Genomic DNA, 21,902 nt, shown 5'->3' with positions numbered 1-21,902 from the left:
CCAGCAGAATGCTCGGACATTCTGCTGGAGATGGCCGGTGAAAGCCCTCGACGAACTGACCTTCGACAACCGCTTCGCACGCCTGGGCGACGCGTTTTCAACCCACGTACTGCCCGAGCCCCTCGACGCGCCGCGCCTGGTCGTGGCGAGTAACGCTGCCATGGCGTTGCTCGACCTCGACCCGGCGGTGGCTGAAACGCCGGTATTCGCCGAGCTGTTTAGTGGGCACAAGCTGTGGGCCGAAGCCGAGCCGCGGGCGATGGTCTATTCCGGGCATCAGTTCGGTGGCTACACCCCGCAACTGGGCGATGGCCGTGGGTTGTTGCTGGGCGAGGTGTACAACGAGGCCGGCGAACACTGGGACCTGCACCTCAAGGGCGCCGGGATGACGCCTTACTCACGCATGGGCGATGGACGCGCCGTGTTGCGCTCGTCGATCCGCGAGTTCCTGGCGTCCGAAGCGCTGCACGCGCTGGGTATCCCCAGCAGCCGCGCATTGTGCGTGATCGGTTCCGACACGCCCGTGTGGCGCGAGAAGCAGGAACGCGGCGCCATGGTGTTGCGCATGGCTCACAGCCATATCCGCTTCGGCCATTTCGAATACTTCTACTACACCAAGAAACCCGAGCAGCAGGCCGAGTTGGCCGAACACGTGCTGAACCTGCACTACCCCGAATGCCGCGAACAGCCTGAACCCTACCTGGCCATGTTCCGCGAAATCGTCGAGCGCAATGCCGAACTGATCGCCAAATGGCAGGCCTATGGCTTTTGCCACGGGGTGATGAACACCGACAACATGTCGATCCTCGGTATCACCTTCGACTTCGGGCCGTTTGCGTTCCTGGACGACTTCGACGCGCACTTCATCTGCAACCACTCCGACCACGAGGGGCGTTACTCCTTCAGCAACCAGGTGCCGATCGGCCAGTGGAACCTCAGCGCCCTGGCGCAGGCGCTGACGCCGTTCATCAGCGTTGATGCCTTGAAGGAAGCGCTCGGCCTGTACCTGCCGCTGTACCAGGCCAATTACCTGGACCTGATGCGCCGACGGCTGGGGCTGACCACCGCCGAAGACGATGACCAGAAGCTGGTCGAGCGGTTATTGAAGCTGATGCAGAACAGCGGCGTGGATTACACGCTGTTCTTCCGGCGCCTGGGGGACGAGCCCGCGGCGCTGGCGGTGACGCGTCTGCGCGATGACTTTGTCGACCTGGCCGGGTTTGATGCCTGGGCCGAGCAGTACAAGGCCCGCGTTGAACGGGATGGCGACCACAGCGAAGAACAACGCCGTGCGCGGATGCATGCGGTGAACCCGCTGTACATCCTGCGCAACTACCTGGCGCAGAACGCTATCGCTGCCGCCGAGTCAGGGGATTACAGCGAAGTGCGGCGGTTGCATGAGGTGCTGTCCAAGCCGTTCGAGGAACAAGCGGGGATGGAGCAATACGCGCAGCGGCCTCCGGATTGGGGCAAGCATTTGGAGATTAGTTGTTCGTCGTAAAACCTTTAAATGAAGGTTTCTACTGATACGCCGAAGCGCTCAGCCAGCCAACGAATTTGCCGTATGTTGAGTTGGCGTTTTCCGCTCAATACCTCAGAGACCACCGACTGGGCACCAACCCCCGGCAGGTCGCTCTGAGTGAGGTTGTGTTCGCGCATCATGTAGCGCAATACATCAGCACCACTGGCGACGGGCATTGGGCGGTGCTTATGATCGTAGGCTTCGATCCAGTCACTGAGGATATCCACCAGGCTCATCAGCGGACTGTCTTCATTTTCACCGATCAGGCTCAGCAACTCGTCCAAACCACATACCAGCGCGTCGTAGTCTGCCTCGTTTTCTGGTTTGCGCATCACGGGTGAAACAAATTGCCAGTGTTCGGCGGCTACTCGCATAAGCGCGCTCATCTGATGTTTTCCTTCCATTTATCTTTCTCATAATCGCGGTGATCAAGCAGATGCTTGATGTAGACGCGCTGCGCCTGATACTCCACGCCAGCAATCAACCTCAGCTTATTGCCTCCAATATCGAAAACGTGAAACTCCCCGACCTTATCCGTGGCGGGGAACATGGCTTTCATCGCCGCGAAATCTTTGGGGTCATTTCGCTTCATTACTCGATACCACTGATCCAACGCGGTTGCTGACCGTGGCCACTTTTCCTTTGCTTCCCAGATCCTTTTCTCGCTGATCACTCGCATGCAACATCCTTATCGCATCTTGCTATGAAGGTTAAACTCGAATTCCGAATATCGCAATTTGCGATAATCGCAAACAGACCGATGGTTCAAAACAGAACAGGCTCTGACAGCCTAGATAGGCGGCCCCACATCAGCACGGGCAAAACTGTCAGTGGATAAGTCACCCTCTCCCCGCCTTGATAAACACCTCGCCCGACTCCAGATACAGTCCATTGGCCACACCCAAGGAGCCCATCATGCCCGAACCGCTTGTAATCCCCTGCCCTCATTGCAACGGCCTCAACCGCATCCCCGGCGAACGCCTGAGTGACGCGCCAAAATGCGGGCGCTGCAAGCAGCCGGTGTTGTTGAGCAAGCCTTTTGAGTTGAAACAGGGCGATTACGCCAGCCAGATCAAAGGCGATTTGCCGTTGCTGGTGGATGTGTGGGCCGACTGGTGTGGGCCGTGTAAATCGTTTGCGCCGGTGTTCGAGCAGGCGGCCGGGCAGTTGGCGGGCAAGTGCCGCTTGGCCAAGCTGGACAGCGAGGCCAATCAGCAGTTGTCGGCGCAGTTGGGGATTCGCTCGATTCCCAGTTTGATTCTGTTCAAGAACGGCCGCGAAGTGGCGCGCCAGAGTGGGGCGTTCCCATTGCCGCAGTTGATGAGCTGGTTGCGTAGCCAGGGCGTGTAACTTGGCCTTGAAAACCACCCAGACCCCATGTGGGAGGGGGCTTGCTCCCGATGGCAGTGTGTCAGTCAGTACATAAGCCGGCTGACCCACCGCTATCGGGAGCAAGCCCCCTCCCACATTGTGACCGCGCTTTACCTTGAGGCCAGCGGGGCTTCGCGGTCCATTATTTGGCCGACCAGCAGTACGCCGAGTTCGCTCAATTGGTGGATGGCCAAGGCAACGTCGCGGTGTTCGCCGCTGAGGTCGTTGGACAGGTTGAGCAACAGGGTTCGGACGGAGGAGAAGGTTTCGTAGCTGTTGAGGATGAGGGTTTCGGTGGGGAGGTTGGGTGCAACGGTGAATAACATGCTTTTCGTTCTCTGATAGGGCCACCACCTATTCGCTACTAAACGAGGGCGGCAGCTGTACGCAGGTTAGTAGACCGGGAACGAAAGCAAAAACCGGCGCACCCGAAGGTGCCCTGCGCACAGCCACCATCAGATAGGCGAGAAAACGCCATGCTTTTGGAGCGGTGCACATACTTTCGTCTGTTTGGGCTACTAAACCCGGCCACTGAGAATTCAGCGGCCCGAGAACCTTAAGAGAAGCCCATCCAGACGCACAAGCCAGCGGATTCTGGCTTACCTGTAGGCAACGTTACAAGACACAACCCCCATTGCCAGACCCGTCCTACAGACTGTGTGGGACACATCCATTTCCATCTGCCGAAACGCGATAAAAATGTGGGAGGGGGCTTGCTCCCGATAGCAGTGTGTCAGTCAGTACATCTGTTACTGAAGCACCGCAATCGGCAGCAAGTCCCCACCCACAGGGTTTTGTGTTGTCGTTTAGATCACGCGTTTTCCAGCAGGTTATGCAGCTCCACAAACTGCTGCGTCAGCTTATGCCGTGGGTCCAGGTGGATCAGGGGTTTGTTCTCCTGGTGCGACTCACGCATGCGCACGGAACTGGCCAGGTACACCGGCAGCACCGGCAAGCCTTCGGCAATCAACTCATCCAGCATCTGCTGCGGCAAGCTCGCCCGGGCCTGGAATTGGTTGACCACAATACCTTCCACTTCGAGACCTTCGTTGTGGTCCTCCTTCAACTCTTCAATTTCAGCCAGCAGGCCATACAACGCCTGACGCGAGAAGCTGTCGCAATCAAAGGGAATCAGTACACGATCAGCGGCGATCAACGCCGAAACCGCATAGAAATTCAGCGCCGGTGGCGTATCCAGGTAAATCCGGTCGTAATCCTCGCTCAGCTCATCCAGCAGCTTTCGCAGCTTGTTGATCTTATGCTTGGCCTCAAGCTTGGGCTGCAGGTCCGCCAATTCGGCGGTCGCGGTGATGACGTGCAGGTTGTCGAAGGGGGTTTCGTAGATATCCACCCGGTTTTTCTTCGAAAACGGCCCGGAAGACAGGGTCTGCTTGAAGAATTCGGCAATGCCCATCGGTATATCGTCGCCGGTCAGCCCGGTGAGGTACTGGGTTGAATTGGCTTGTGCATCGAGGTCCACCAACAGGGTTCGATAGCCTTCGCTGGCGCTCACCGCCGCCAGGTTGCAGGCGATGCTGGACTTGCCCACGCCGCCTTTCTGATTGAACACCACACGCCGCATGGAAAAACCTCCGTGTATCAATGAATGTCCGAGTGTAGAGGGCAAAAGCGCCTGTTAGCTACCTCGTTCATCCATGCACTGCTGCATCACGAACCATTGGCGATCTGGCTGTCATACACAGCTCACCGGTTAAAAAGAACCGTCCCACACACCATCCCAGCCCCAGGTGAAGGAAAATCTGTAAATCTTTTTCACCGATTTGTAATTCCCTATGCACAATTCTTTACCAAAGTTTGCTAGAACCCCACGGCACCGGGATAATGCGCGCCATTCGGCTATTGCTTCCTGTCCCGGTATTCGGGGCCAACTGCCGCACATGGAAGCCCGCAGGGGCGGGATAACGTCTCAGTGATCACTTTCAACATCGCCCAATGGCGCGCCTGGGCCCCTGGCCTGGAGAGTGCGGACGACTGGCACGCCTGGTGCCAGGCCCCGGTGTTGCTGCCTGCAAGCGAAGCCTCCCCCGACGTCTCGTTCCTACCCGCCATGCACCGTCGCCGCCTCAGCCGCCTGGCGCGCATGGCATTCCGTGTGGGCTGGCCCCTGGCTGAGGGCTTGGAAGACTTGCCGCTGGTGTTTATCTCCCGGCATGGCGAAACCCCGCGCACCCTCGACATCCTCAGCGACCTGGCCAACGACCAGCCACTGTCGCCGACCCAGTTCAGCCTGTCGGTGCACAACGCGGTAATTGGCCTGTGGTCGATCCTGCGCAATGAAACCAGCGAAATGACCGCCCTCGCCGCCGCAGGCGACGGCCTGGAACACGGCATGCTCGAAGCCGCCGCACTGCTCAACGAAGGCGCGCCGGCCGTTTTGCTGGTGATTACCGAAGAGCAGCCGCCTGCCGCCTACGCCAGCTGGATCGTTGACGTGCCCTTCCCCTACGCCGTCGGCCTGCTGCTGACACCGGGCGACGAGTGGCAACTGGAACTAAACAGCGGCGCTGTCCAACTCACTCAAGCCCAGTGGCCCCACGCCCTGAACCTGCTGCGCACCCTGCTCACTGATCAGGGTGCCTGCCAACATGCCTGGAAGAACCGAGTATGGAACTGGCAACGCAAGCCGTGAACGACAAGCCACGGGACGCCTACTACTGGCGCCTGTTCGCCACCGCCGCCAGCTTCGCGCTGTTCGGCTTCGGTGGGCTGTGCCTGCGTTTGCTGGTGTTCCCGTTGCTCAGTTGCCTGCCAGGGGACGCTGCAAAACACCGCAGCCGCGCCCGCCACACGATCAGTTGGCTGTTCTGGTTCTTTATTCGCCTGATGCAGCGCGCCGGCGTGCTCACCTACAGCGTCGATGGCGCGGAAAACCTCGGCCGCCCAGGCCAGATGATCATCGCCAACCACCCGTCGTTGATCGACGTGGTGTTCCTGATCGGCCTGGTGCGCCAGGCCAACTGCGTGGTCAAGCAGAGCCTGTGGCAGAACCCCTTCACCCGTGGGCCGGTGCGTGACGCGGGCTATATCAGCAATGACGGCAGTGCCGAGATGCTCGATGCGGCGGCGGATGCCCTGCGCAGCGGCCAGACCCTGATCATCTTTCCCGAAGGCACCCGCACCACACCTGGCGCGGCGCCTGCCTTTCATCGCGGCGGTGCCGCCATTGCGCTGCGCGGTGCGACAATCATCACCCCCGTGGTGATCAAGGTCAGCCCCACCACGCTGACCAAGGCCGAACCCTGGTATCGCATCCCAAAATGCCGCGTGCACTTCAGTTTGCGGGTGGGTGCCGATATAGAACCACAGGCGTTCGCATCAATGGGGCCCGCGCCCCAGGCCTCACGCAAGCTCAACGATTACCTGCATCACTATTTTATTAAGGAGCTCGCCGAAGATGAGCGACCAACACCGCCTTGAGCACGACATAAAGATGCTGATCATCGAGGCCCTGGGCCTGGAAGACATCGGCGTCGACGACATCGGCAGCGAGCAAACCCTGTTCGGCGAAGGCCTCGGCCTGGATTCGGTAGACGCCCTGGAATTGGGTCTGGCGATCCAGAAAAAGTACGGCATCAAGATCGATGCCGACGCCAAGGACACCCGCAATCACTTCACCAACGTGGCCAGCCTTGCGGCGTTCGTCACGGCCAGACAGGCAGCTTGAGACCGGACCATGCAAACTCGTGACGATATTTTCAACACCTTGCGCGACGCCTTGGTGGAACTGTTTGAACTGCCGCCGGAACGCGTCACCCTTGACGCCAACCTGTACCAGGACCTGGAAATCGACAGCATCGATGCCGTCGACTTGATCGACCATATCAAGCGCCAGACCGGCAAGAAGATCGCCGCCGAGGAATTCAAGGCGGTGCGTACCGTGAACGACGTGGTTGAGGCGGTGTACCGTCTGGTCCAGCCTGCCGCATGAGCCGGCTGATCGGCCTTGGCCTGCTGCTGGCAGGGCTGCTGTACCCTTTTGCGGTGTATTACGGCACCGAACACTTTGCGCCGTGGCAATTCGGCCTGCTGCTGGGCGGCCTATGGCTGCTGCGTGCGCTGACCGGTGCACGACGCCCCGGCAGCCGCTGGATGGCACTGGCGGTGATCGTGTTCTGCCTGCTGCTGGCCTGGTTCGACAACCCCCGCCTGCTGCGGTGGTACCCGAGCCTGGTCAGTGCGTTCATGCTGGCGCTGTTCGGCTTGAGCCTCAAGTACGGCCCGCCGATGGTCGAGCGCCTGGCGCGCATGACCGATCCTGTGTTGCCGCCCCATGCCATCGTGTATACCCGCCGGGTGACCGTGGTGTGGAGCGTGTTTTTTCTGTGTAATGGCCTGCTCGCCGCCGCCCTCACCCTGTGGGCGCCGCTGAGCTGGTGGACGTTGTACAACGGCCTGATCGCCTACGGGTTGATGGGGCTGTTGTTTGCCGTGGAATGGCTGGTACGACAAAGGGTTCGAGGCCGCGTATGAATGGGTTGAAACTTGAGCATTTGCTGCTTGAGCCGCTGGAACAGCGTTCGGTCACCACCGAACCTGCAATGAGTCACGCCCAGCTGTGGGAGCAATCCCTGAGCCTGGCGGCGGGCCTGCAAGCGCGGGGTATCCGGCGCCTGGCCGTGTACCTGGAAGATGCAGGCCTGCTGGCGGTGGCCCTGCTGGGCGCGTGGCGGGCCGGGGTCAGCGTGCTGCTGCCCGCCGACTTGCAACCTCAGACCCGCCAACGCTGGGATGAAGCCGTCGACGCCTGGCTGACCGAAGCCGAGGACCTGGATGCGCTGTACCAGGCACCACTGAGCGCTGCCGCCCTCGACCTGGACGCGTGCCAACTGAGCCTGTGCACCTCCGGTTCCAGCGGTGAACCCAAGCGCATCGACAAGACCCTGCGCCAACTGGCCAACGAGGTCGAGGCCTTGGAAACATTGTGGGGCCCGGACCTCAAAGACGCCTGCATCATCGGCAGCGTCGCGACCCAACACATCTACGGCTTGCTGTTCCGCGTGCTATGGCCGCTGTGCGCCGGCCGCACTTTTGTGCGCAAACAGCTGGCCTTCCCCGAAGACTTGCAGCGCGCCAGCCGCGATAACACGCAATTTGCCTGGGTCGCCAGCCCGGCGTTGCTCAAGCGCATGGGTGACAACCTTGACTGGCCCGCGCTGAGCCGGGTGTCGCGGGTGTTTTCGTCCGGCGGCGCGCTGCCGGTGGAAGCCGCCGGCAGCCTGTACGACCGCTTGCAACAATGGCCGACAGAGATCCTCGGCAGCTCGGAAACCGGTGGTATCGCCTGGCGCCAGGGTGCGCAGCCGTGGCAGCCGTTTGCCGACGTGCACCTGAGCCAGGATGCCGACGGCGCCCTGCGCATCGCCTCGCCGTATCTGCCTGAGGGGCATGTCGAACAAACCGCCGACGCGGCACGCATTCATGCCGATGGCCGTTTCGAACTGCTGGGCCGCCTGGATCGCATCGTCAAGCTGGAAGAAAAACGCATCTCACTGCCCATGCTGGAAAACGCGCTGATGGCCCACCCGTGGGTCGCGGAAACCCGGCTGGGCGTGGTGCAGGAAAACCGCGCCTCTCTCGGCGCGCTGGTGGTGTTGAGCGCCGAGGGCCTGCATGCCCTGCGCAATCAGGGGCGACGCACGCTCACCCAGACCCTGCGCCAGCATTTGAGCCAACATTGCGAAGCCCTGGCGCTGCCACGGCGCTGGCGACTGCTGAGACAGTTGCCCCTGAACAGCCAGGGCAAGCTGCCACAGGCCGATGTCGAGGCGCTGCTGTTGGCGCCCCGGCCGAAGGCGCCGGAAGTGCTGGAGCACGTCGAAGCCGACGGCGAATGGACCGTGCAACTGAGCGTGCCGCCGGACCTGGCCTATTTCAGCGGGCACTTCCCGGTCACGCCGGTGCTGCCGGGGGTGGTGCAGGTGGAGTGGGCCTTCAACCTGGGCCAGCAACTGCTCGATGTGCCGCCGACCTTTGCCGGTATGGAAGTGCTCAAGTTCCAGCAACTGGTGCGGCCGGGCGATGCGATCGAACTGCACCTGCGCTTCGACCCGGAGCGCAGCAAGCTTTACTTTGCGTATCGCAATGGCGTCGCCGCCTGCTCCAGCGGCCGAATAGTGCTGGAGATGCCAAGTGAGTAGGCTTCTGTGGCGAGGGAGCTTGCTCCCGCTGGAGTGCGAAGCGCTCCCAACCCAGGCACCGCACTGTGCCAGGATGATTTCGGTCGCCTGTGTTGGGGCTGCTGCGCAGCCCATCGTGAGCAAGCGCCCTCGCCACAGGGGGCCATTTCATGCATAACCCCTGCGCCCTGATCCCGGTCTACAACCACGAAGCCGCCGTACCCGCTGTGGTCCATAGCCTGTTGGGCAGCGGCCTGCCCTGCCTGCTGGTCGACGACGGCAGCAGCCCGGCCTGCGCCGCCGTGCTGGCGCAATTGGCGACCCTGGATAACGTTACCCTGCTGACCCTGCCAAGCAACCAGGGCAAGGGCGGCGCCGTCATGGCCGGTTTCCGCGAAGCCGCACGCCTGGGCTTCAGTCATGCCTTGCAAGTCGACGCCGACGGCCAGCACGACCTGCGCGAAGTCGAGACCTTTATCGACACCTCGCGCCGGCACCCCGACGCGATCATCTGCGGCTACCCGGAATACGACGACAGCGTGCCCAAAGGCCGCCTGTACGCGCGCTACTTGACCCACGTGTGGGTGTGGATCAACACCCTGTCGTTGCAGATCCGCGACTCGATGTGCGGCTTTCGCGTCTACCCGCTGGCGCCGGTGCTGGCGCTGATGGACTCGGCCTACATCGGCACGCACATGGATTTCGACTCGGACATCCTGGTGCGCCTGGCCTGGCGCAACCAGCCGATGCGCTGGCTGCCGACCCAGGTGCACTACCCCGCCGATGGCCTGTCGCACTTCCGCCTGTTCCGTGACAACGTGCGCATCTCGGCGATGCACACCCGGTTGTTCTTCGGCATGCTGGTGCGCGCGCCGATGATCCTGTGGCGACGGTGGCAGGCATGAGCGACAGCACCAAGCACTGGGCCGACCGCGAAGAGCGCGGCAGCTACCGGCTGATGAAGCTCACCGCCTTTGCCGCCAAGGTCCTTGGCCGCCGCGTGTTGAGCCCGCTGTTGTACGGCATCGTGTTGTATTTTTTCCTGTTCGGCCGCACCGCACGCCAGAGCGCCTGGCAATACCAGCAGCGCCTGGCCGAGTGGAGCGGGCGCGAGGAACTGCGGCCCAGCCACTGGAAAGTCTTCGGCCAGTTCATGGCGTTTGCCGATTCACTGCTCGACAAACTCGACGTGTGGAACGGCAAGCTGCGCCTGGAACAGATCGAGATCAACGACCCGGCGCAATTGCGCGGGAAGCTGCGCGGCGGGCGCGGGCAGATGCTGGTGGGGGCACACCTGGGCAACCTCGAAGTGTGTCGCGCGCTCGCCGAGATCGGTGAACAAGTCACCATGAACGTGCTGGTGCACACCAAGCACGCCGAACAATTCAACCGCCTGCTGGGCGAAGCCGGCGCCACCCACTTGCGCCTGATCCAGGTCAGCGAGCTGGACCCGGCCACCATGCTGCTGCTCAGCCAGCGCCTGGACGACGGCGAATGGCTGGCCATCGCCGGCGACCGCGTGCCACTGCATGGCGGGCGCACGGTGCGCGTGGACTTCCTCGGCCATGACGCCGCCTTCCCTCAAGGCCCGTGGCTGCTGGCCGGTTTGCTCAAATGCCCGGTGAACCTGCTGATGTGCCTCAAGCACAAAAGCCGCTATCGCCTGAGCATTGAGCCTTTCGCCGAATCGATCGAATGGAAACGCAACACCCGCGAGCAGGTCATCGCCCTGTGGACCGCGCACTACGCCGCACGCCTGGGCCAGTTCTGCCTGGAAGCGCCCCAACAATGGTTCAACTTTTACCCTTTCTGGAAGACCGATGACGACGCATCTTGAGCCGGTAACCTTTGGCGAACGCGCCTTGCGCATCGAAGACGTACTGGCCCTGGCCAACCGTCAGGCGCCGACCCAATTGCAGGGCGACACCGCGTATCGCCAGCGCATTGCCAAAGGCGCGCAGTTCCTCGACTCGCTGCTGGACAAGGAAGGCGTGATCTACGGCGTCACCACCGGCTACGGCGACTCCTGCGTAGTGGCGGTGCCGTTGCAGCACGTCGAGGCCCTGCCCCGTCATTTGTACACCTTCCACGGTTGCGGCCTGGGCAAGCTGCTCGATGCCCAAGCCACCCGCGCGGTGCTGGCCGCACGGTTGCAGTCGCTGTGCCACGGCGTTTCCGGTGTGCGCGTGGAGTTGCTGGAGCGCCTGCATGCGTTTCTTGAGCACGACGTACTGCCGCTGATCCCGGAAGAAGGCTCGGTCGGCGCCAGCGGCGACCTGACGCCGCTGTCCTATGTGGCTGCGACCCTGTCCGGCGAACGCGAAGTGATGTTGCGTGGCGAACGTCGCCAGGCGGCCGACGTGCACCGTGAGCTGGGTTGGGAGCCGCTGGTCCTGCGCCCCAAGGAAGCCCTGGCGCTGATGAACGGCACCGCCGTGATGACCGGCCTGGCGTGCCTGGCCTTCGCCCGCGCCGACTACCTGCTGCAACTGGCCACGCGCATTACCGCGTTGAACGTGGTGGCGCTGCAAGGCAACCCGGAGCACTTCGACGAGCGCTTGTTCGCCGCCAAGCCGCACCCAGGGCAGATGCAGGTCGCCGCCTGGCTGCGCAAGGACCTGGCGATCGATGCGCCGACCGCGCCGCTGCATCGCCTGCAGGACCGCTACTCACTGCGTTGCGCGCCCCACGTGCTCGGCGTATTGGCGGACAGCCTGAACTGGCTGCGCTCGTTTATCGAAATCGAGCTGAACAGCGCCAACGACAACCCCATCATCGACGCCGAAGAAGAACGCGTGCTGCACGGTGGGCACTTCTACGGCGGGCATATCGCTTTTGCGATGGACAGCCTCAAGACCCTGGTCGCCAACGTCGCCGACCTGCTGGACCGCCAACTCGCGCTGCTGGTGGACGTGCGTTACAACCATGGCCTGCCGAGCAACCTGTCCGGCGCCCCGGCGGACCGCGCCATGATCAACCACGGCTTCAAGGCGGTGCAGATCGGCACCAGCGCCTGGACCGCCGAAGCCTTGAAAAACACCATGCCGGCCAGCGTGTTCTCGCGCTCCACCGAGTGCCACAACCAGGACAAGGTGAGCATGGGCACCATCGCCGCCCGCGATGCGATCCGCGTACTGGAACTGACCGAACAGGTCGCCGCCGCAACCCTGCTCGCCGCCAACCAAGGCGTGTGGCTGCGGGCCCAGGCCGAGGAGGCGCGCCCGCTGCCGCCAGCCCTGGCCGCCATGCATGACGAACTGGCCAAGGACTTCCCGCCGGTCATCGAAGACCGCGCGCTGGAAGGCGAACTGCGCCTGTGCCTGCAACGCATCGCCGAGCAACACTGGAGGCTGCATGCGTAGCCAGGGCGTGTTGCACAGCGACACCGAAATCCTCGTGCCGTTTTTTGACGTCGACACCATGAACGTCGTGTGGCACGGGCACTACGTGAAGTACCTGGAAGTGGCGCGCTGCGCGCTGCTGGACAAGATCGGCCACAACTACACGGCGATGCTCGAATCGGGCTACGCCTGGCCGGTGATCGACATGCAACTGCGCTACGTGCGCGGCGCCGTGTTCGGCCAGACGATCAACGTGCGCGCCAGCCTGGTGGAGTGGGAGAACCGCTTGAAGGTCAATTACCTGATCACCGACCTCGCCAGTGGCGAGCGCTTGACCCGTGCCAGCACCGTGCAAGTCGCCGTTGAAATCGCCACGCGCGAGATGCAACTGGCTTCCCCCAAAGTCTTCACCAACGCCGTCGAAAGGGCCCTGAAATGAAATCACATGTGGGAGGGGCGGTGCGACGACTCGACTTGCCCCCGATGGACTTCAACGATAACGCGATCCGCCGGACACTACGCAGCGCCCTCAGGCTCATCGCGGGCAAGCCCGCTCCCACATTTTTGATCGGTTTTTTCCTGAGCTTTAGTGCACATGCTTTTGACTTGCAACAACTCAGCGACCAACTTGCAAAACCCTCAGTGATCCACGGCAGCTTCACCCAGGAAAAACACCTGCGTGCCCTGCCCCAGCCGCTGGTCAGCAAAGGCACCTTCGTGCTCGCCAAGGACCACGGCCTGCTGTGGCTGCTGAAGACCCCGCTGCAACAGGACTACCGCATCAGCGCCCAAGGTATTGCCCGCCGCGACGCCAACGGCTGGCAACTGCTGCCGAACAAGAGCGCCGGCGCCGAACAGAACCGCCTGTTCCTTGCGGTGCTGCAGGGTGACAGCAGCGGCTTGCAGCGTGACTTCGAATTGCACCTGCAAGGCGAGGCCAAGCAATGGACATTGACGCTGGTCCCGCGCTCGCTGCTGCTCAAGCAGGTGTTCACCCAAATCAATATCGACGGTGGCGACCTGGTGCAGAACATCGAATTGCTGGAAACCCAGGGCGACAGCACCGTGCTGCGCATGCAGGACAGCCACGCCGACCTGCCGTTGAGCGAAGCGGAGCAACACGATTTTGCCCAGTGAACGCCTGCTACCCCGCCTGTTCCTGATCCTGCTGGTGGCCGTGCTGGCCCTGGCCGGCTGGCAGTGGCGCCACGGTGCGCCCTTGTCGGCCAACCTGATGGAACTGGTGCCGGGCAATACGCCGGACGCCTTGGAACAGCAAGCCGAACAGCGCATGCAAGAGCCGCTGAACCGCGAGATGTTGGTGTTGGTGGGGCATGCCGACCGTCAGCAAGCCGTCGCCGTGGCGCAACAGTTGGGCGAGCGCTGGCAGGCCAGCGGGCTGTTTGAAAAGGTGCAGTGGAACCTGCAAGCCGACTTGCCGGCGCTGCGCGAGCAATTGCTGCGCGGCCGCCTGGCGATGCTCTCGGCCAAGGACCGTGAGCAACTGGTTAAACAGCCCGACGCGTTTATCCAGCAGCGCGTACAAGCGCTGTTCGACCCCTTCACCGGGTTCAGCCTGGTGCCGAGCCAGGACGACTGGCTGGGCCTGACCGGGCGTATCCAGAACAGTCAGCCGCAACACGGCTCGGTGCAACTGGATATCGGCAGCGGCGCGTTGATCGCCGATGCCGACGGCAAAAGCTGGGTGCTACTGCGTGCACGCACCACCGGCAATGCCTTCGACATGACACTGCCGCTGCACGTGGCAGACCTGCTCCAGGTCAGCCGCGAACAGGCCAGCGGGCAAGGCGCGCAGTTGCTCGCCGCCAGCGGCTTGCTCTACGCCGCCAATGGCCAGCAACAGGCCACGCGGGAAATCACCTGGGTGGGCGGCGGCGCTACCGTCGGCATCCTGTTGTTGCTGTTGCTGGCGTTCCGGCGCTGGCGCGTGCTGCTGGCCTTTGTGCCGGTGCTGGTGGGCATGCTGTTTGGCGCGGTGGCCTGTGTAGCACTGTTCGGCCATATGCATGTGATGACCTTGGTATTGGGTTCCAGCCTGATCGGCGTGGCGGTGGATTACCCGCTGCACTATCTGTCGAAAAGCTGGAGCCTGCAGCCGTGGCGCAGTTGGCCGGCGTTGCGTCTGACGCTGCCGGGGCTGAGCCTGAGCCTGGCGACCAGTTGCATCGGTTACCTGGCGCTGGCCTGGACGCCGTTCCCGGCACTGACCCAGATTGCGGTGTTCTCCGCTGCCGGTCTGGTCGGTGCGTACCTGTCTGCCGTGTGCCTGTTGCCGGCGCTGCTCAAGGGTGTCGAACTGCGCCCGGCGCAATGGCCGCTGCACATCGCTGAATGCCTGTGGCTGGTACGCGCCTCGTTACTCAAGCGCGTGCCGAGCCCTGTCCTGCTGGCGTTGCTGCTGCTGTTTTGCGCGGGCGGCCTGTGGCACCTGAACAGCAAAAACGACATTCGCCAATGGATCGGTGCACCGCCGCAATTGCTGCAAGAAGCGCAGGCCGTGGCACGCATTACCGGGTTCCAGCCCACCAGCCAGTTCTTCCTGGTACGCGCGGACAATCAGCAGCAGTTGCTGGAGCGCCAGGCAGCCTTGGGCCAGCGCCTGGATCAGTTGGTGAACATGGACAAACTCCAGGGCTACCTGGCGCTCAACCAACTGGTCAGCCTGCCCGCCGAGCAACAACAGCTGCGTGATGCGCTGAATAAACTCCCGGAACATTGGCAGCCGCTGCTGGACCTCGGCGTCCCCGCCAGCGCCCTGCACGCCGAAGTGGCGAAACTGCAAGCGCTGCCCACCGAAGACATCGACAGCGCGCTGGTGGGCCCGTTGGCCGAACCTTGGCGCACCCTGTGGCTTGGTCCGGTCGACGGCGGCGTGGCGGCGATGGTCAGTCTGCAAGGCTTGAACAACCCGGCGCTGCTGCGGGTGCAAGCGCTGGATTTGCCGGGCGTGCAATTGGTGGACCGTCTGGGCGACTTGAACCGCGTGTTCGCCGACACGCAGATCAGCGCCGCCGAATTGAAGTTGATGTCGTGCGTGCTGATCGTGCTGCTGCTGATCCTGCCATTCGGCTTTGGCGGCGCCCTGCGCATTGTCGCCCTGCCACTGCTGGCAGCCCTGTGCAGCCTGGCCAGCCTCGGCTGGCTGGGCCAGCCGCTGACGCTGTTCAGCCTGTTCGGCCTGCTGTTGGTCACGGCCATCAGCGTCGACTACGCGATCCTGATGCGCGAGCAGATCGGCGGCCCTGCGGTCAGCCTGTTGGGCACATTGCTGGCGGCGCTGACGACCTGGTTGTCGTTTGGCCTGCTGGCGGTGTCCAGCACGCCGGCAGTGAGTAATTTCGGCTTATCGGTCAGCCTCGGCCTGGCATTCAGCTTTATGCTGGCGCCTTGGGCCGGGCAACAGAAGCACGCCTTATGAATGTGATTATCGCCAATGTGGCAAGGAGCCCTCGTGCCCACAGTTGAAATGGAACGTCGCCAGGTGGTGGTGATCGGTGCCGGCCCCTCCGGGGCCATCGCCGCCGCGCTGCTCAAGCGCAAAGGGCATGATGTATTGATCGTCGAGCGCCAGCATTTCCCGCGGTTCTCGATTGGCGAAAGCCTGCTGTCCCACTGCATCGACTTTATCGAAGAAGCCGGCATGCTGGAGGCCGTGCAGGCCGCGGGTTTCCAGGTGAAAACCGGTGCTGCGTTCGCCTGGGGCGAGCGCTACAGCGCGTTTGATTTCGGCGATACGTTCAGCAACGGCAAGCCCACCACCTTCCAGGTGCAGCGCGGCGAGTTCGACAAGCTGCTGGCGGATCAGGCCGCGCTGCAGGGTGTGGAAATCCGTTACGGCGAAACCATCGTCGGCGTGGATTTCAAAGGCGAATCCCGCTACCTGCACGTGCGTCGCGAGAACGGCAGCGAGTATCACCTCAAGGCCAAGTTCGTGCTGGATGCCAGCGGTTACGGCCGCGTGCTGCCGCGCCTGCTGGAGCTGGACGTGCCGTCGGACTTTCCGGTGCGCCAGGCGGTATTCACCCACGTCGAGGACCGTATCGAACACCCAGGCTTTGATCGCACCAAGATCCTCGTCACCACCCATCCGACTCAGCGCGATATCTGGTTCTGGACCATCCCGTTCAGCAACGGTCGCTGCTCGGTGGGTGTGGTCGCGGCCAAACAGCACTTCGACGGCCGCGACAGTGACCTCGACGCCTGCCTGCGCGGTTTTATCGACGAAACCCCAAGCCTCTCCGGTGTGCTGAAAAACGCGGTATGGGATACACCGGCGCGGACCATCGGCGGCTACGCGGCCAATGTCAAAAGCCTGCACGGGCCGGGCTTTGCACTGCTGGGCAACGCAGCGGAGTTCCTCGACCCAGTGTTCTCTTCCGGGGTGACCATCGCCATGCGTTCGGCGAGCATGGCGGCCGGTGTGCTGCACCGTCAGCTCAACGGTGAAACCGTGGACTGGCAAACCGAATTTGCCGAGCCATTGAAACGTGGCGTCGACACGTTCCGCTGCTACGTTGAAGGCTGGTACGCCGGGACCTTCCAGGATGTGATTTTCCATCCGAGCAGCTCGCCGGAGATTCGTCGGATGATCAGTGCGATCCTCGCCGGCTACGCGTGGGATGAGCGCAACCCGTTTGTGAGTGAGCCCAAGCGGCGGTTGCGGATGTTGTCGGAGATTTGTGCGAGTGAGCCGGTATGAGCAGTCCTTCTCTTGATAAAAACTATTTAAGTAAGCACTACGTCGAAGAAACCAAATTCGGCCTCTGGTTCCTGCGCAGTCACACCTGGCAGCATCGCGTGTTGCGCGTGGCGATCAACGACTTGCGCAGCCTGTTCACGGAGCCATTGCCTGAGGCGCCGGTATTGCTGGATGCCGGTTGCGGACAAGGCAAATCCTTCACGCTGTTGCAGCAGGTATTTGCGCCTTCACGGTTGATCGGCCTGGACGCCGACCCCCACAGCCTGGCGTTGAGCCAGGTTGAGGCCACGCGCCAAGGCTTGAGCGTAGAACTGATCGGCAGCGACTGCGCCACCCTCGACGTGCCGGACGCCAGCGTCGACATCCTGTTCTGCCACCAGACCTTCCACCATCTGGTTGAACAGCACCGCGCCCTCAAAGAGTTCTACCGCGTGCTCAAGCCCGGCGGCTATCTGTTGTTTGCCGAATCCACCGAAGCCTATATCGACACCTGGGTAATCCGCTGGCTGTTCCGCCACCCGATGCATGTGCAAAAAAGCGCCGAAGAATACCTGGAGATGCTCCGCGAGCAGGGTTTTGAATTCGGCCCACAGAACGTCTCGTACCCGTACTTGTGGTGGAGCCGCTCCAGCGACTTCGGCCTGCTGGAACGCTGGGGCCTGCGCAAGGCGCCGCCGGTGGGCCAGCGCGAAGAAACCCTGGTCAACTGCGTGGCACGCAAACCCTTGGCGAGTGCCGCACCATGATGCGCTGGCTCTTGATCGGTTGCCTGTTGCTGCTGAGCGCCTGCGCCAGCCAGCCGCCGCTGCCCGAGAAACCCCCAACCCTGGCCTTGCCGCTGCAACTGCATGTGCAGCGCCTGGCCGACGGCCAGAGCCAGGACTGGCTGCTGGTGATCCAGCGCGAAGGCGCGGGCATTCGTTGGTCGATGATGGACCCGCTGGGCATCCCCCAGGCCCGTCAGAAGCTGATCAATGGGGAATGGCAGGCCGATGGCTTGCTGCCGCCCAATCCCCAGGCCCGCGAGTTGTTTGCCGCGTTGCTGTTCGCGCTGACCTCGCCGGATGACCTGCGCGCGCTGTACCCCAGCGCGCAGGCGATGGACTTGACGCGCACTCTGCCGGGCCATTGGCAGATCGTGTATCAATCGTCTGAGGTCTTTCGCGTGAACATCAGCGGGCAGCCGTTGAGCTATCGCATCACGCCACTTGGAGCGGCCCGATGAGCGCCTACCTCAACGCCCTCGGCGTGATCTGCGCCCTCGGTCGTGGCCAGGACGAGGTCAGCCGCAGCCTGTTTGCCGGCGACTGCTCAGGCATGCGCCCCGAAAGCGGCTGGGTGCCGGAGCGCGTGTTGCCGGTGGGCGCCGTGAAAGGCGACTTGGCAACCATCCCGCCCGAGTTGGGCCAGCAAAGCAGTCGCAATAACCAGTTGCTGCTGGAGGCCGCGTTGCAGATCGAGGGCGAGATCCGCCTGGCGATCCAGCGCCACGGCGCGGCGCGGGTCGGTATTGTGCTGGGCACCAGCACCTCGGGAATCGATGAGGCCAGTCGCGGCATCGCCCATTACCTGCGCGACCATCAGTTCCCCAACGACTACGACTACCAGCAACAGGAGCTCAGCGCTCCGGCGAATTTCCTCGTCGACTGGCTGCAATTGAGCGGCCCGGCCTATGTGATCTCCACCGCCTGCACGTCCAGCGCCCGCGCGTTGATGAGTGCCCAGCGCCTGCTGGACTTGGGCGTGTGCGATGCGGTGATCTGCGGCGGCGTCGACAGCCTGTGCAAGCTGACGCTTAACGGTTTCAGCTCACTGGAAGCGGTGTCGAACGAGCGCTGCAAGCCGTTTTCGGTGAACCGCGACGGCATCAACATCGGCGAAGCGGCGGTGCTGTTTCTGATGAGCAAAGAGCCTGCGCCCATCGCCCTGCTGGGCAGCGGCGCCAGTTGCGATGCGCACCATATCTCCGCCCCCGAGCCTACCGGCAAAGGCGCATTGCAATCCATGCGCAAGGCCCTGGCCAGCGCTAAATTGCAGCCTGGGCAGATCGGTTACCTGAACCTGCACGGCACCGCCACCCAGCACAACGACGCCATGGAAAGCCTGGCCGTCGCCCGCCTGTTCCCGGAAGGGGTGGCGTGCTCGTCGACCAAACCCATGAGCGGCCACACCCTGGGTGCAGCCGGCGCGCTGGAAGCGGCGTTCTGCTGGTTGAGCCTGGTTCACAATCGGCTGCCGCCGCATGTGTGGGACGGCCAGCCCGACCCCGCGCTGCCCGCCTTGCACTGGGCTACCGCCGGCGCCACCCTGGAAAAACGCTGCCTGATGAGCAACTCGTTTGCCTTCGGCGGCAACAATGTCAGCCTGATTATCGGAGAGGCCCCATGATCGATTGGCCACTCGCCGAACTGCTGCCCCACGCGGGCGACATGATCCTGATCGACCAGGTGCTGTCGTTCGATGAAGAGCAGATCCGCACCCGCACCCTCGTCAAGCCCGGCGGCCTGTTCAACCGCCCGGACGGGAGCCTGCCGGCTTGGGTCGGCATCGAGTTGATGGCGCAAAGCGTCGCCGCCTACGCCGGTTGCCGCGCGCGCCAGAAAGGTCAAGCGGTGGCGCTGGGCTTCCTGCTCGGCACACGTAAGTTCGAATGCAACGTGGCGTCTTTCCCGGCAGGCACCGAGCTGAGCATCCACGGCCTGCGATCGCTGGAAGACGACAACGGCATGGGTGTGTTCGAATGTCACCTGACCGGTGACGGTATCCAGGCCAGCGCCCGCTTGAATGTATTTCGACCGCCCCAGGCGGCCAATTATTTAGAAGAATCGAAGGACGTAACGCCATGACTGAATCCGTACTGGTCACCGGCTCCAGCCGTGGCATCGGCCGCGCCATCGCGCTGCGCCTGGCCCAGGCCGGGCATGACATCGTGCTGCACTGCCGCAGCGGCCGTAGCGATGCCGATGCGGTGCAGGCTGAGGTTGAAGCCCTGGGCCGCCAGGCGCGGGTGTTGCAATTCGATGTGGCGGATCGCGCGCTGTGCAAGGAAATCCTCGAGGCGGATGTGGAGCAACATGGCGCCTATTACGGCGTGGTGCTCAACGCCGGCCTGACCCGTGACGGTGCGTTTCCGGCCCTGTCGGAAGACGATTGGGACGTGGTGATGCGCACCAACCTCGACGGTTTCTATAACGTGCTGCACCCGGTGATGATGCCGATGATTCGTCGTCGCGCGGCCGGGCGTATCGTCTGCATCACCTCGGTTTCCGGTTTGATCGGCAACCGCGGCCAGGTCAATTACAGCGCCTCGAAAGCCGGCCTGATTGGCGCAGCCAAGGCCCTGGCCATTGAGCTGGGCAAACGCAAGATCACCGTCAATTGCGTGGCTCCCGGTTTGATCGACACGGCGATGCTGGATGAAAACGTGCCCGTGGAAGAGCTGATGAAGATGATCCCGGCGCAGCGCATGGGCACCCCGGAGGAGGTGGCCGGCGCGGTGAATTTCCTGATGTCGGCCGAGGCGGGCTATATCACGCGCCAGGTGTTGGCCGTGAATGGAGGCCTGTGCTGATGAAACGCGTCGTCGTCACCGGCATGGCCGGCATGACCTCCCTGGGCGGCGATTGGGAGACCATCTCGGCCAACTTTCGCGCCAACCGCAGCGGCATCCGCCGCATGGATGAGTGGGACCGCTTTACCGAATTGAACACGCGCCTGGCCGGGCCGATCGACGATTTCGTCGTGCCCGCCCATTGGACGCGCAAGCAACTGCGCAGCATGGGCCGCGTATCGCGCCTGGCGGTGTGGGCGGCGGAGCAGGCGTTGCGGGACGCCGGCTTGCTCGGCGACGAGTCGATCAAGGACGGGCGCATGGGCGTGGCCTGTGGCTCGTCCACCGGCAGCACCGACGAGATCAAGGCGTTCGGCAATATGCTGCTGAACTCAGTCGCCGAGGGGCTGAACGCTAACTCCTACGTGCGCATGATGCCGCACACCACGGCGGCAAATATCAGCATCTTCTTTGGCCTCACCGGGCGATTGATCCCTACCTCCAGCGCCTGCACCAGCGGCAGCCAGGGCATCGGCTATGCCTATGAGGCGATCAAGTTCGGCCGCCTGCCGTTGATGCTCGCCGGCGGTGCCGAAGAGCTGTGCCCCACCGAAGCCATGGTGTTCGACGCACTCTACGCCACCAGCCTGAAAAACGACGCGCCGCAAACCAGCCCACGCCCGTACGACAGCGGCCGCGATGGCCTGGTGATCGGTGAAGGCGGCGGCATGCTGCTGCTCGAAGAACTGGAACACGCCCTCGCGCGCGGTGCGCATATCCACGCTGAGATTGTCGGCTTTGGCAGCAACGCCGACGGCCAGCACACCACCCGCCCGGAACAGAAAACCATGCGCCGCGCGATGGAGCTGGCCCTGGAAGATGCCGGGCTTGAGCCTTCCGCGATCGGCTACGTGAACGGTCATGGTACCGCCACCGACCAAGGCGACATCGCCGAAACGCTGGCGACCAGTAGCCTGTTCGGCAGCCGGATGCCCATCAGTTCGCAGAAAAGCTTCCTCGGCCACACCCTGGGCGCCTGCGGTGCGCTGGAGTCCTGGTTCAGCATCGAGATGATGAACCGCGACCAGTACGTGCACACCTTCAACCTGGATTCGGTAGACCCGCACTGCGGCGAGCTGGATTACCTGCAGGGTGAATTCCGCGAGATGCACCACGATTACGTGATGAACAACAACTTTGCCTTTGGCGGCGTCAACACGTCGCTGATCTTCCGCCGCTGGTCCTGACTTTTTAATCGATT

25 protein-coding genes are annotated in these 21,902 nt (G+C 62.9%); 21 read left to right on the top strand and 4 right to left on the bottom strand.

Translation table 11 applies throughout. From position 1 onward, the window contains the following. The first annotated feature begins 37 nt into the window (after positions 1-37). Positions 38-1,501 carry a protein adenylyltransferase SelO gene (gene selO / locus ACI512_RS05560; RefSeq protein WP_236380124.1) on the top strand — a complete coding sequence of 488 codons (1,464 nt, stop codon included), beginning with the start codon at positions 38-40 and terminating at the stop codon, positions 1,499-1,501. A 5-nt stretch (positions 1,502-1,506) separates the two neighbouring features. On the opposite strand, the gene ACI512_RS05555 is transcribed toward selO, so the two are convergent. After that, on the bottom strand, positions 1,507-1,908 hold the full coding sequence (locus ACI512_RS05555; RefSeq protein WP_012721844.1) for a type II toxin-antitoxin system HigA family antitoxin: 402 nt from the start codon (positions 1,906-1,908) through the stop codon (positions 1,507-1,509). Then, entirely contained in the window at positions 1,905-2,201 is a 297-nt protein-coding gene (locus ACI512_RS05550) for a type II toxin-antitoxin system HigB family toxin (protein WP_102061109.1), read from the bottom strand. The genes ACI512_RS05555 and ACI512_RS05550 overlap by 4 nt, the downstream gene beginning before the upstream one ends. 236 nt (positions 2,202-2,437) lie before the next feature. On the opposite strand from ACI512_RS05550, the gene trxC reads away from it, so the two are divergent. After that, a complete protein-coding gene (gene trxC, locus ACI512_RS05545; RefSeq protein WP_236380122.1) occupies positions 2,438-2,872 on the top strand; it encodes a thioredoxin TrxC in 435 nt (144 codons plus the stop codon). Positions 2,873-3,003: 131 nt separating this feature from the next. Here the strand turns inward: trxC and ACI512_RS05540 are convergent, their stop codons facing one another. Further along, positions 3,004-3,219, bottom strand: a complete 216-nt coding sequence (locus ACI512_RS05540) for a DUF6124 family protein (protein WP_236380120.1) — start codon at positions 3,217-3,219, stop codon at positions 3,004-3,006. Between the two features lie 485 nt (positions 3,220-3,704). After that, positions 3,705-4,475, bottom strand: coding sequence for a ParA family protein (locus ACI512_RS05535; protein WP_012721840.1), 771 nt, complete (start codon positions 4,473-4,475; stop codon positions 3,705-3,707). Positions 4,476-4,823: 348 nt separating this feature from the next. Here ACI512_RS05535 and ACI512_RS05530 point away from each other — a divergent pair, with 348 nt between their 5' ends. The 19 genes from ACI512_RS05530 (at position 4,824) to ACI512_RS05440 (ending at position 21,888) form a co-directional block, all read left to right on the top strand. Further along, positions 4,824-5,543, top strand: a complete 720-nt coding sequence (locus ACI512_RS05530; protein ID WP_236380118.1) for a beta-ketoacyl synthase chain length factor — start codon at positions 4,824-4,826, stop codon at positions 5,541-5,543. Then, positions 5,519-6,331 (top strand): 1-acyl-sn-glycerol-3-phosphate acyltransferase, encoded by an 813-nt coding sequence (locus ACI512_RS05525; RefSeq protein ID WP_236380116.1) that lies wholly within the window; start codon positions 5,519-5,521, stop codon positions 6,329-6,331. The genes ACI512_RS05530 and ACI512_RS05525 overlap by 25 nt, the downstream gene beginning before the upstream one ends. Beyond that, positions 6,309-6,578 carry a phosphopantetheine-binding protein gene (locus ACI512_RS05520; RefSeq protein WP_012721837.1) on the top strand — a complete coding sequence of 90 codons (270 nt, stop codon included), beginning with the start codon at positions 6,309-6,311 and terminating at the stop codon, positions 6,576-6,578. Before ACI512_RS05525 ends, ACI512_RS05520 begins: the two co-directional genes overlap by 23 nt. Before the next feature lie 9 nt (positions 6,579-6,587). After that, the gene (locus ACI512_RS05515; protein ID WP_003187949.1) at positions 6,588-6,842 is read left to right on the top strand and encodes an acyl carrier protein; all 255 of its coding nucleotides are present in this window, start codon (positions 6,588-6,590) and stop codon (positions 6,840-6,842) included. Next, on the top strand, positions 6,839-7,384 hold the full coding sequence (locus ACI512_RS05510; RefSeq protein ID WP_102061106.1) for a hypothetical protein: 546 nt from the start codon (positions 6,839-6,841) through the stop codon (positions 7,382-7,384). Before ACI512_RS05515 ends, ACI512_RS05510 begins: the two co-directional genes overlap by 4 nt. Beyond that, positions 7,381-9,051, top strand: a complete 1,671-nt coding sequence (locus ACI512_RS05505; protein ID WP_236380115.1) for an acyl-CoA synthetase family protein — start codon at positions 7,381-7,383, stop codon at positions 9,049-9,051. Before ACI512_RS05510 ends, ACI512_RS05505 begins: the two co-directional genes overlap by 4 nt. Positions 9,052-9,200: 149 nt before the next feature. Next, a complete protein-coding gene (locus tag ACI512_RS05500) occupies positions 9,201-9,935 on the top strand; it encodes a glycosyltransferase family 2 protein (RefSeq protein ID WP_236380114.1) in 735 nt (244 codons plus the stop codon). Continuing rightward, on the top strand, positions 9,932-10,867 hold the full coding sequence (locus tag ACI512_RS05495) for a glycosyl transferase (RefSeq protein WP_236380113.1): 936 nt from the start codon (positions 9,932-9,934) through the stop codon (positions 10,865-10,867). The genes ACI512_RS05500 and ACI512_RS05495 overlap by 4 nt, the downstream gene beginning before the upstream one ends. After that, complete coding sequence (gene hutH / locus ACI512_RS05490) at positions 10,851-12,392, top strand: histidine ammonia-lyase (protein ID WP_236380112.1); 1,542 nt, start codon at positions 10,851-10,853, stop codon at positions 12,390-12,392. The genes ACI512_RS05495 and hutH overlap by 17 nt, the downstream gene beginning before the upstream one ends. Next, a complete protein-coding gene (locus tag ACI512_RS05485) occupies positions 12,385-12,810 on the top strand; it encodes a thioesterase family protein (RefSeq protein ID WP_064054041.1) in 426 nt (141 codons plus the stop codon). The genes hutH and ACI512_RS05485 overlap by 8 nt, the downstream gene beginning before the upstream one ends. 44 nt (positions 12,811-12,854) lie before the next feature. Further along, the gene (locus ACI512_RS05480; protein ID WP_064054042.1) at positions 12,855-13,508 is read left to right on the top strand and encodes an outer membrane lipoprotein carrier protein LolA; all 654 of its coding nucleotides are present in this window, start codon (positions 12,855-12,857) and stop codon (positions 13,506-13,508) included. After that, a complete protein-coding gene (locus tag ACI512_RS05475; RefSeq protein WP_236382224.1) occupies positions 13,498-15,810 on the top strand; it encodes an MMPL family transporter in 2,313 nt (770 codons plus the stop codon). Before ACI512_RS05480 ends, ACI512_RS05475 begins: the two co-directional genes overlap by 11 nt. Before the next feature lie 33 nt (positions 15,811-15,843). After that, positions 15,844-17,091: an NAD(P)/FAD-dependent oxidoreductase gene (locus ACI512_RS05470; RefSeq protein WP_012721830.1), complete on the top strand. Its 1,248-nt coding sequence runs from the start codon at positions 15,844-15,846 to the stop codon at positions 17,089-17,091. Beyond that, a complete protein-coding gene (locus ACI512_RS05465; protein WP_231808956.1) occupies positions 17,088-17,837 on the top strand; it encodes a class I SAM-dependent methyltransferase in 750 nt (249 codons plus the stop codon). Before ACI512_RS05470 ends, ACI512_RS05465 begins: the two co-directional genes overlap by 4 nt. Next, positions 17,834-18,316 (top strand): hypothetical protein, encoded by a 483-nt coding sequence (locus ACI512_RS05460; RefSeq protein ID WP_064054046.1) that lies wholly within the window; start codon positions 17,834-17,836, stop codon positions 18,314-18,316. The genes ACI512_RS05465 and ACI512_RS05460 overlap by 4 nt, the downstream gene beginning before the upstream one ends. Beyond that, positions 18,313-19,479: a beta-ketoacyl-[acyl-carrier-protein] synthase family protein gene (locus ACI512_RS05455; protein WP_046033869.1), complete on the top strand. Its 1,167-nt coding sequence runs from the start codon at positions 18,313-18,315 to the stop codon at positions 19,477-19,479. Before ACI512_RS05460 ends, ACI512_RS05455 begins: the two co-directional genes overlap by 4 nt. After that, complete coding sequence (locus ACI512_RS05450) at positions 19,476-19,937, top strand: hotdog family protein (protein ID WP_231808953.1); 462 nt, start codon at positions 19,476-19,478, stop codon at positions 19,935-19,937. Before ACI512_RS05455 ends, ACI512_RS05450 begins: the two co-directional genes overlap by 4 nt. After that, entirely contained in the window at positions 19,934-20,662 is a 729-nt protein-coding gene (gene fabG, locus ACI512_RS05445; RefSeq protein WP_064054049.1) for a 3-oxoacyl-ACP reductase FabG, read from the top strand. The genes ACI512_RS05450 and fabG overlap by 4 nt, the downstream gene beginning before the upstream one ends. Beyond that, positions 20,662-21,888 carry a beta-ketoacyl-ACP synthase gene (locus ACI512_RS05440; protein WP_236382222.1) on the top strand — a complete coding sequence of 409 codons (1,227 nt, stop codon included), beginning with the start codon at positions 20,662-20,664 and terminating at the stop codon, positions 21,886-21,888. The genes fabG and ACI512_RS05440 overlap by 1 nt, the downstream gene beginning before the upstream one ends. The last annotated feature ends 14 nt before the right edge of the window (positions 21,889-21,902 follow it).

The organism is Pseudomonas petroselini (genome assembly GCF_045037875.1).
Classification (GTDB): domain Bacteria; phylum Pseudomonadota; class Gammaproteobacteria; order Pseudomonadales; family Pseudomonadaceae; genus Aquipseudomonas; species Aquipseudomonas petroselini.
The sequence above is the reverse complement of the archived record's forward strand: the minus strand, read 5'-3'. Positions and strand labels throughout refer to the sequence as shown.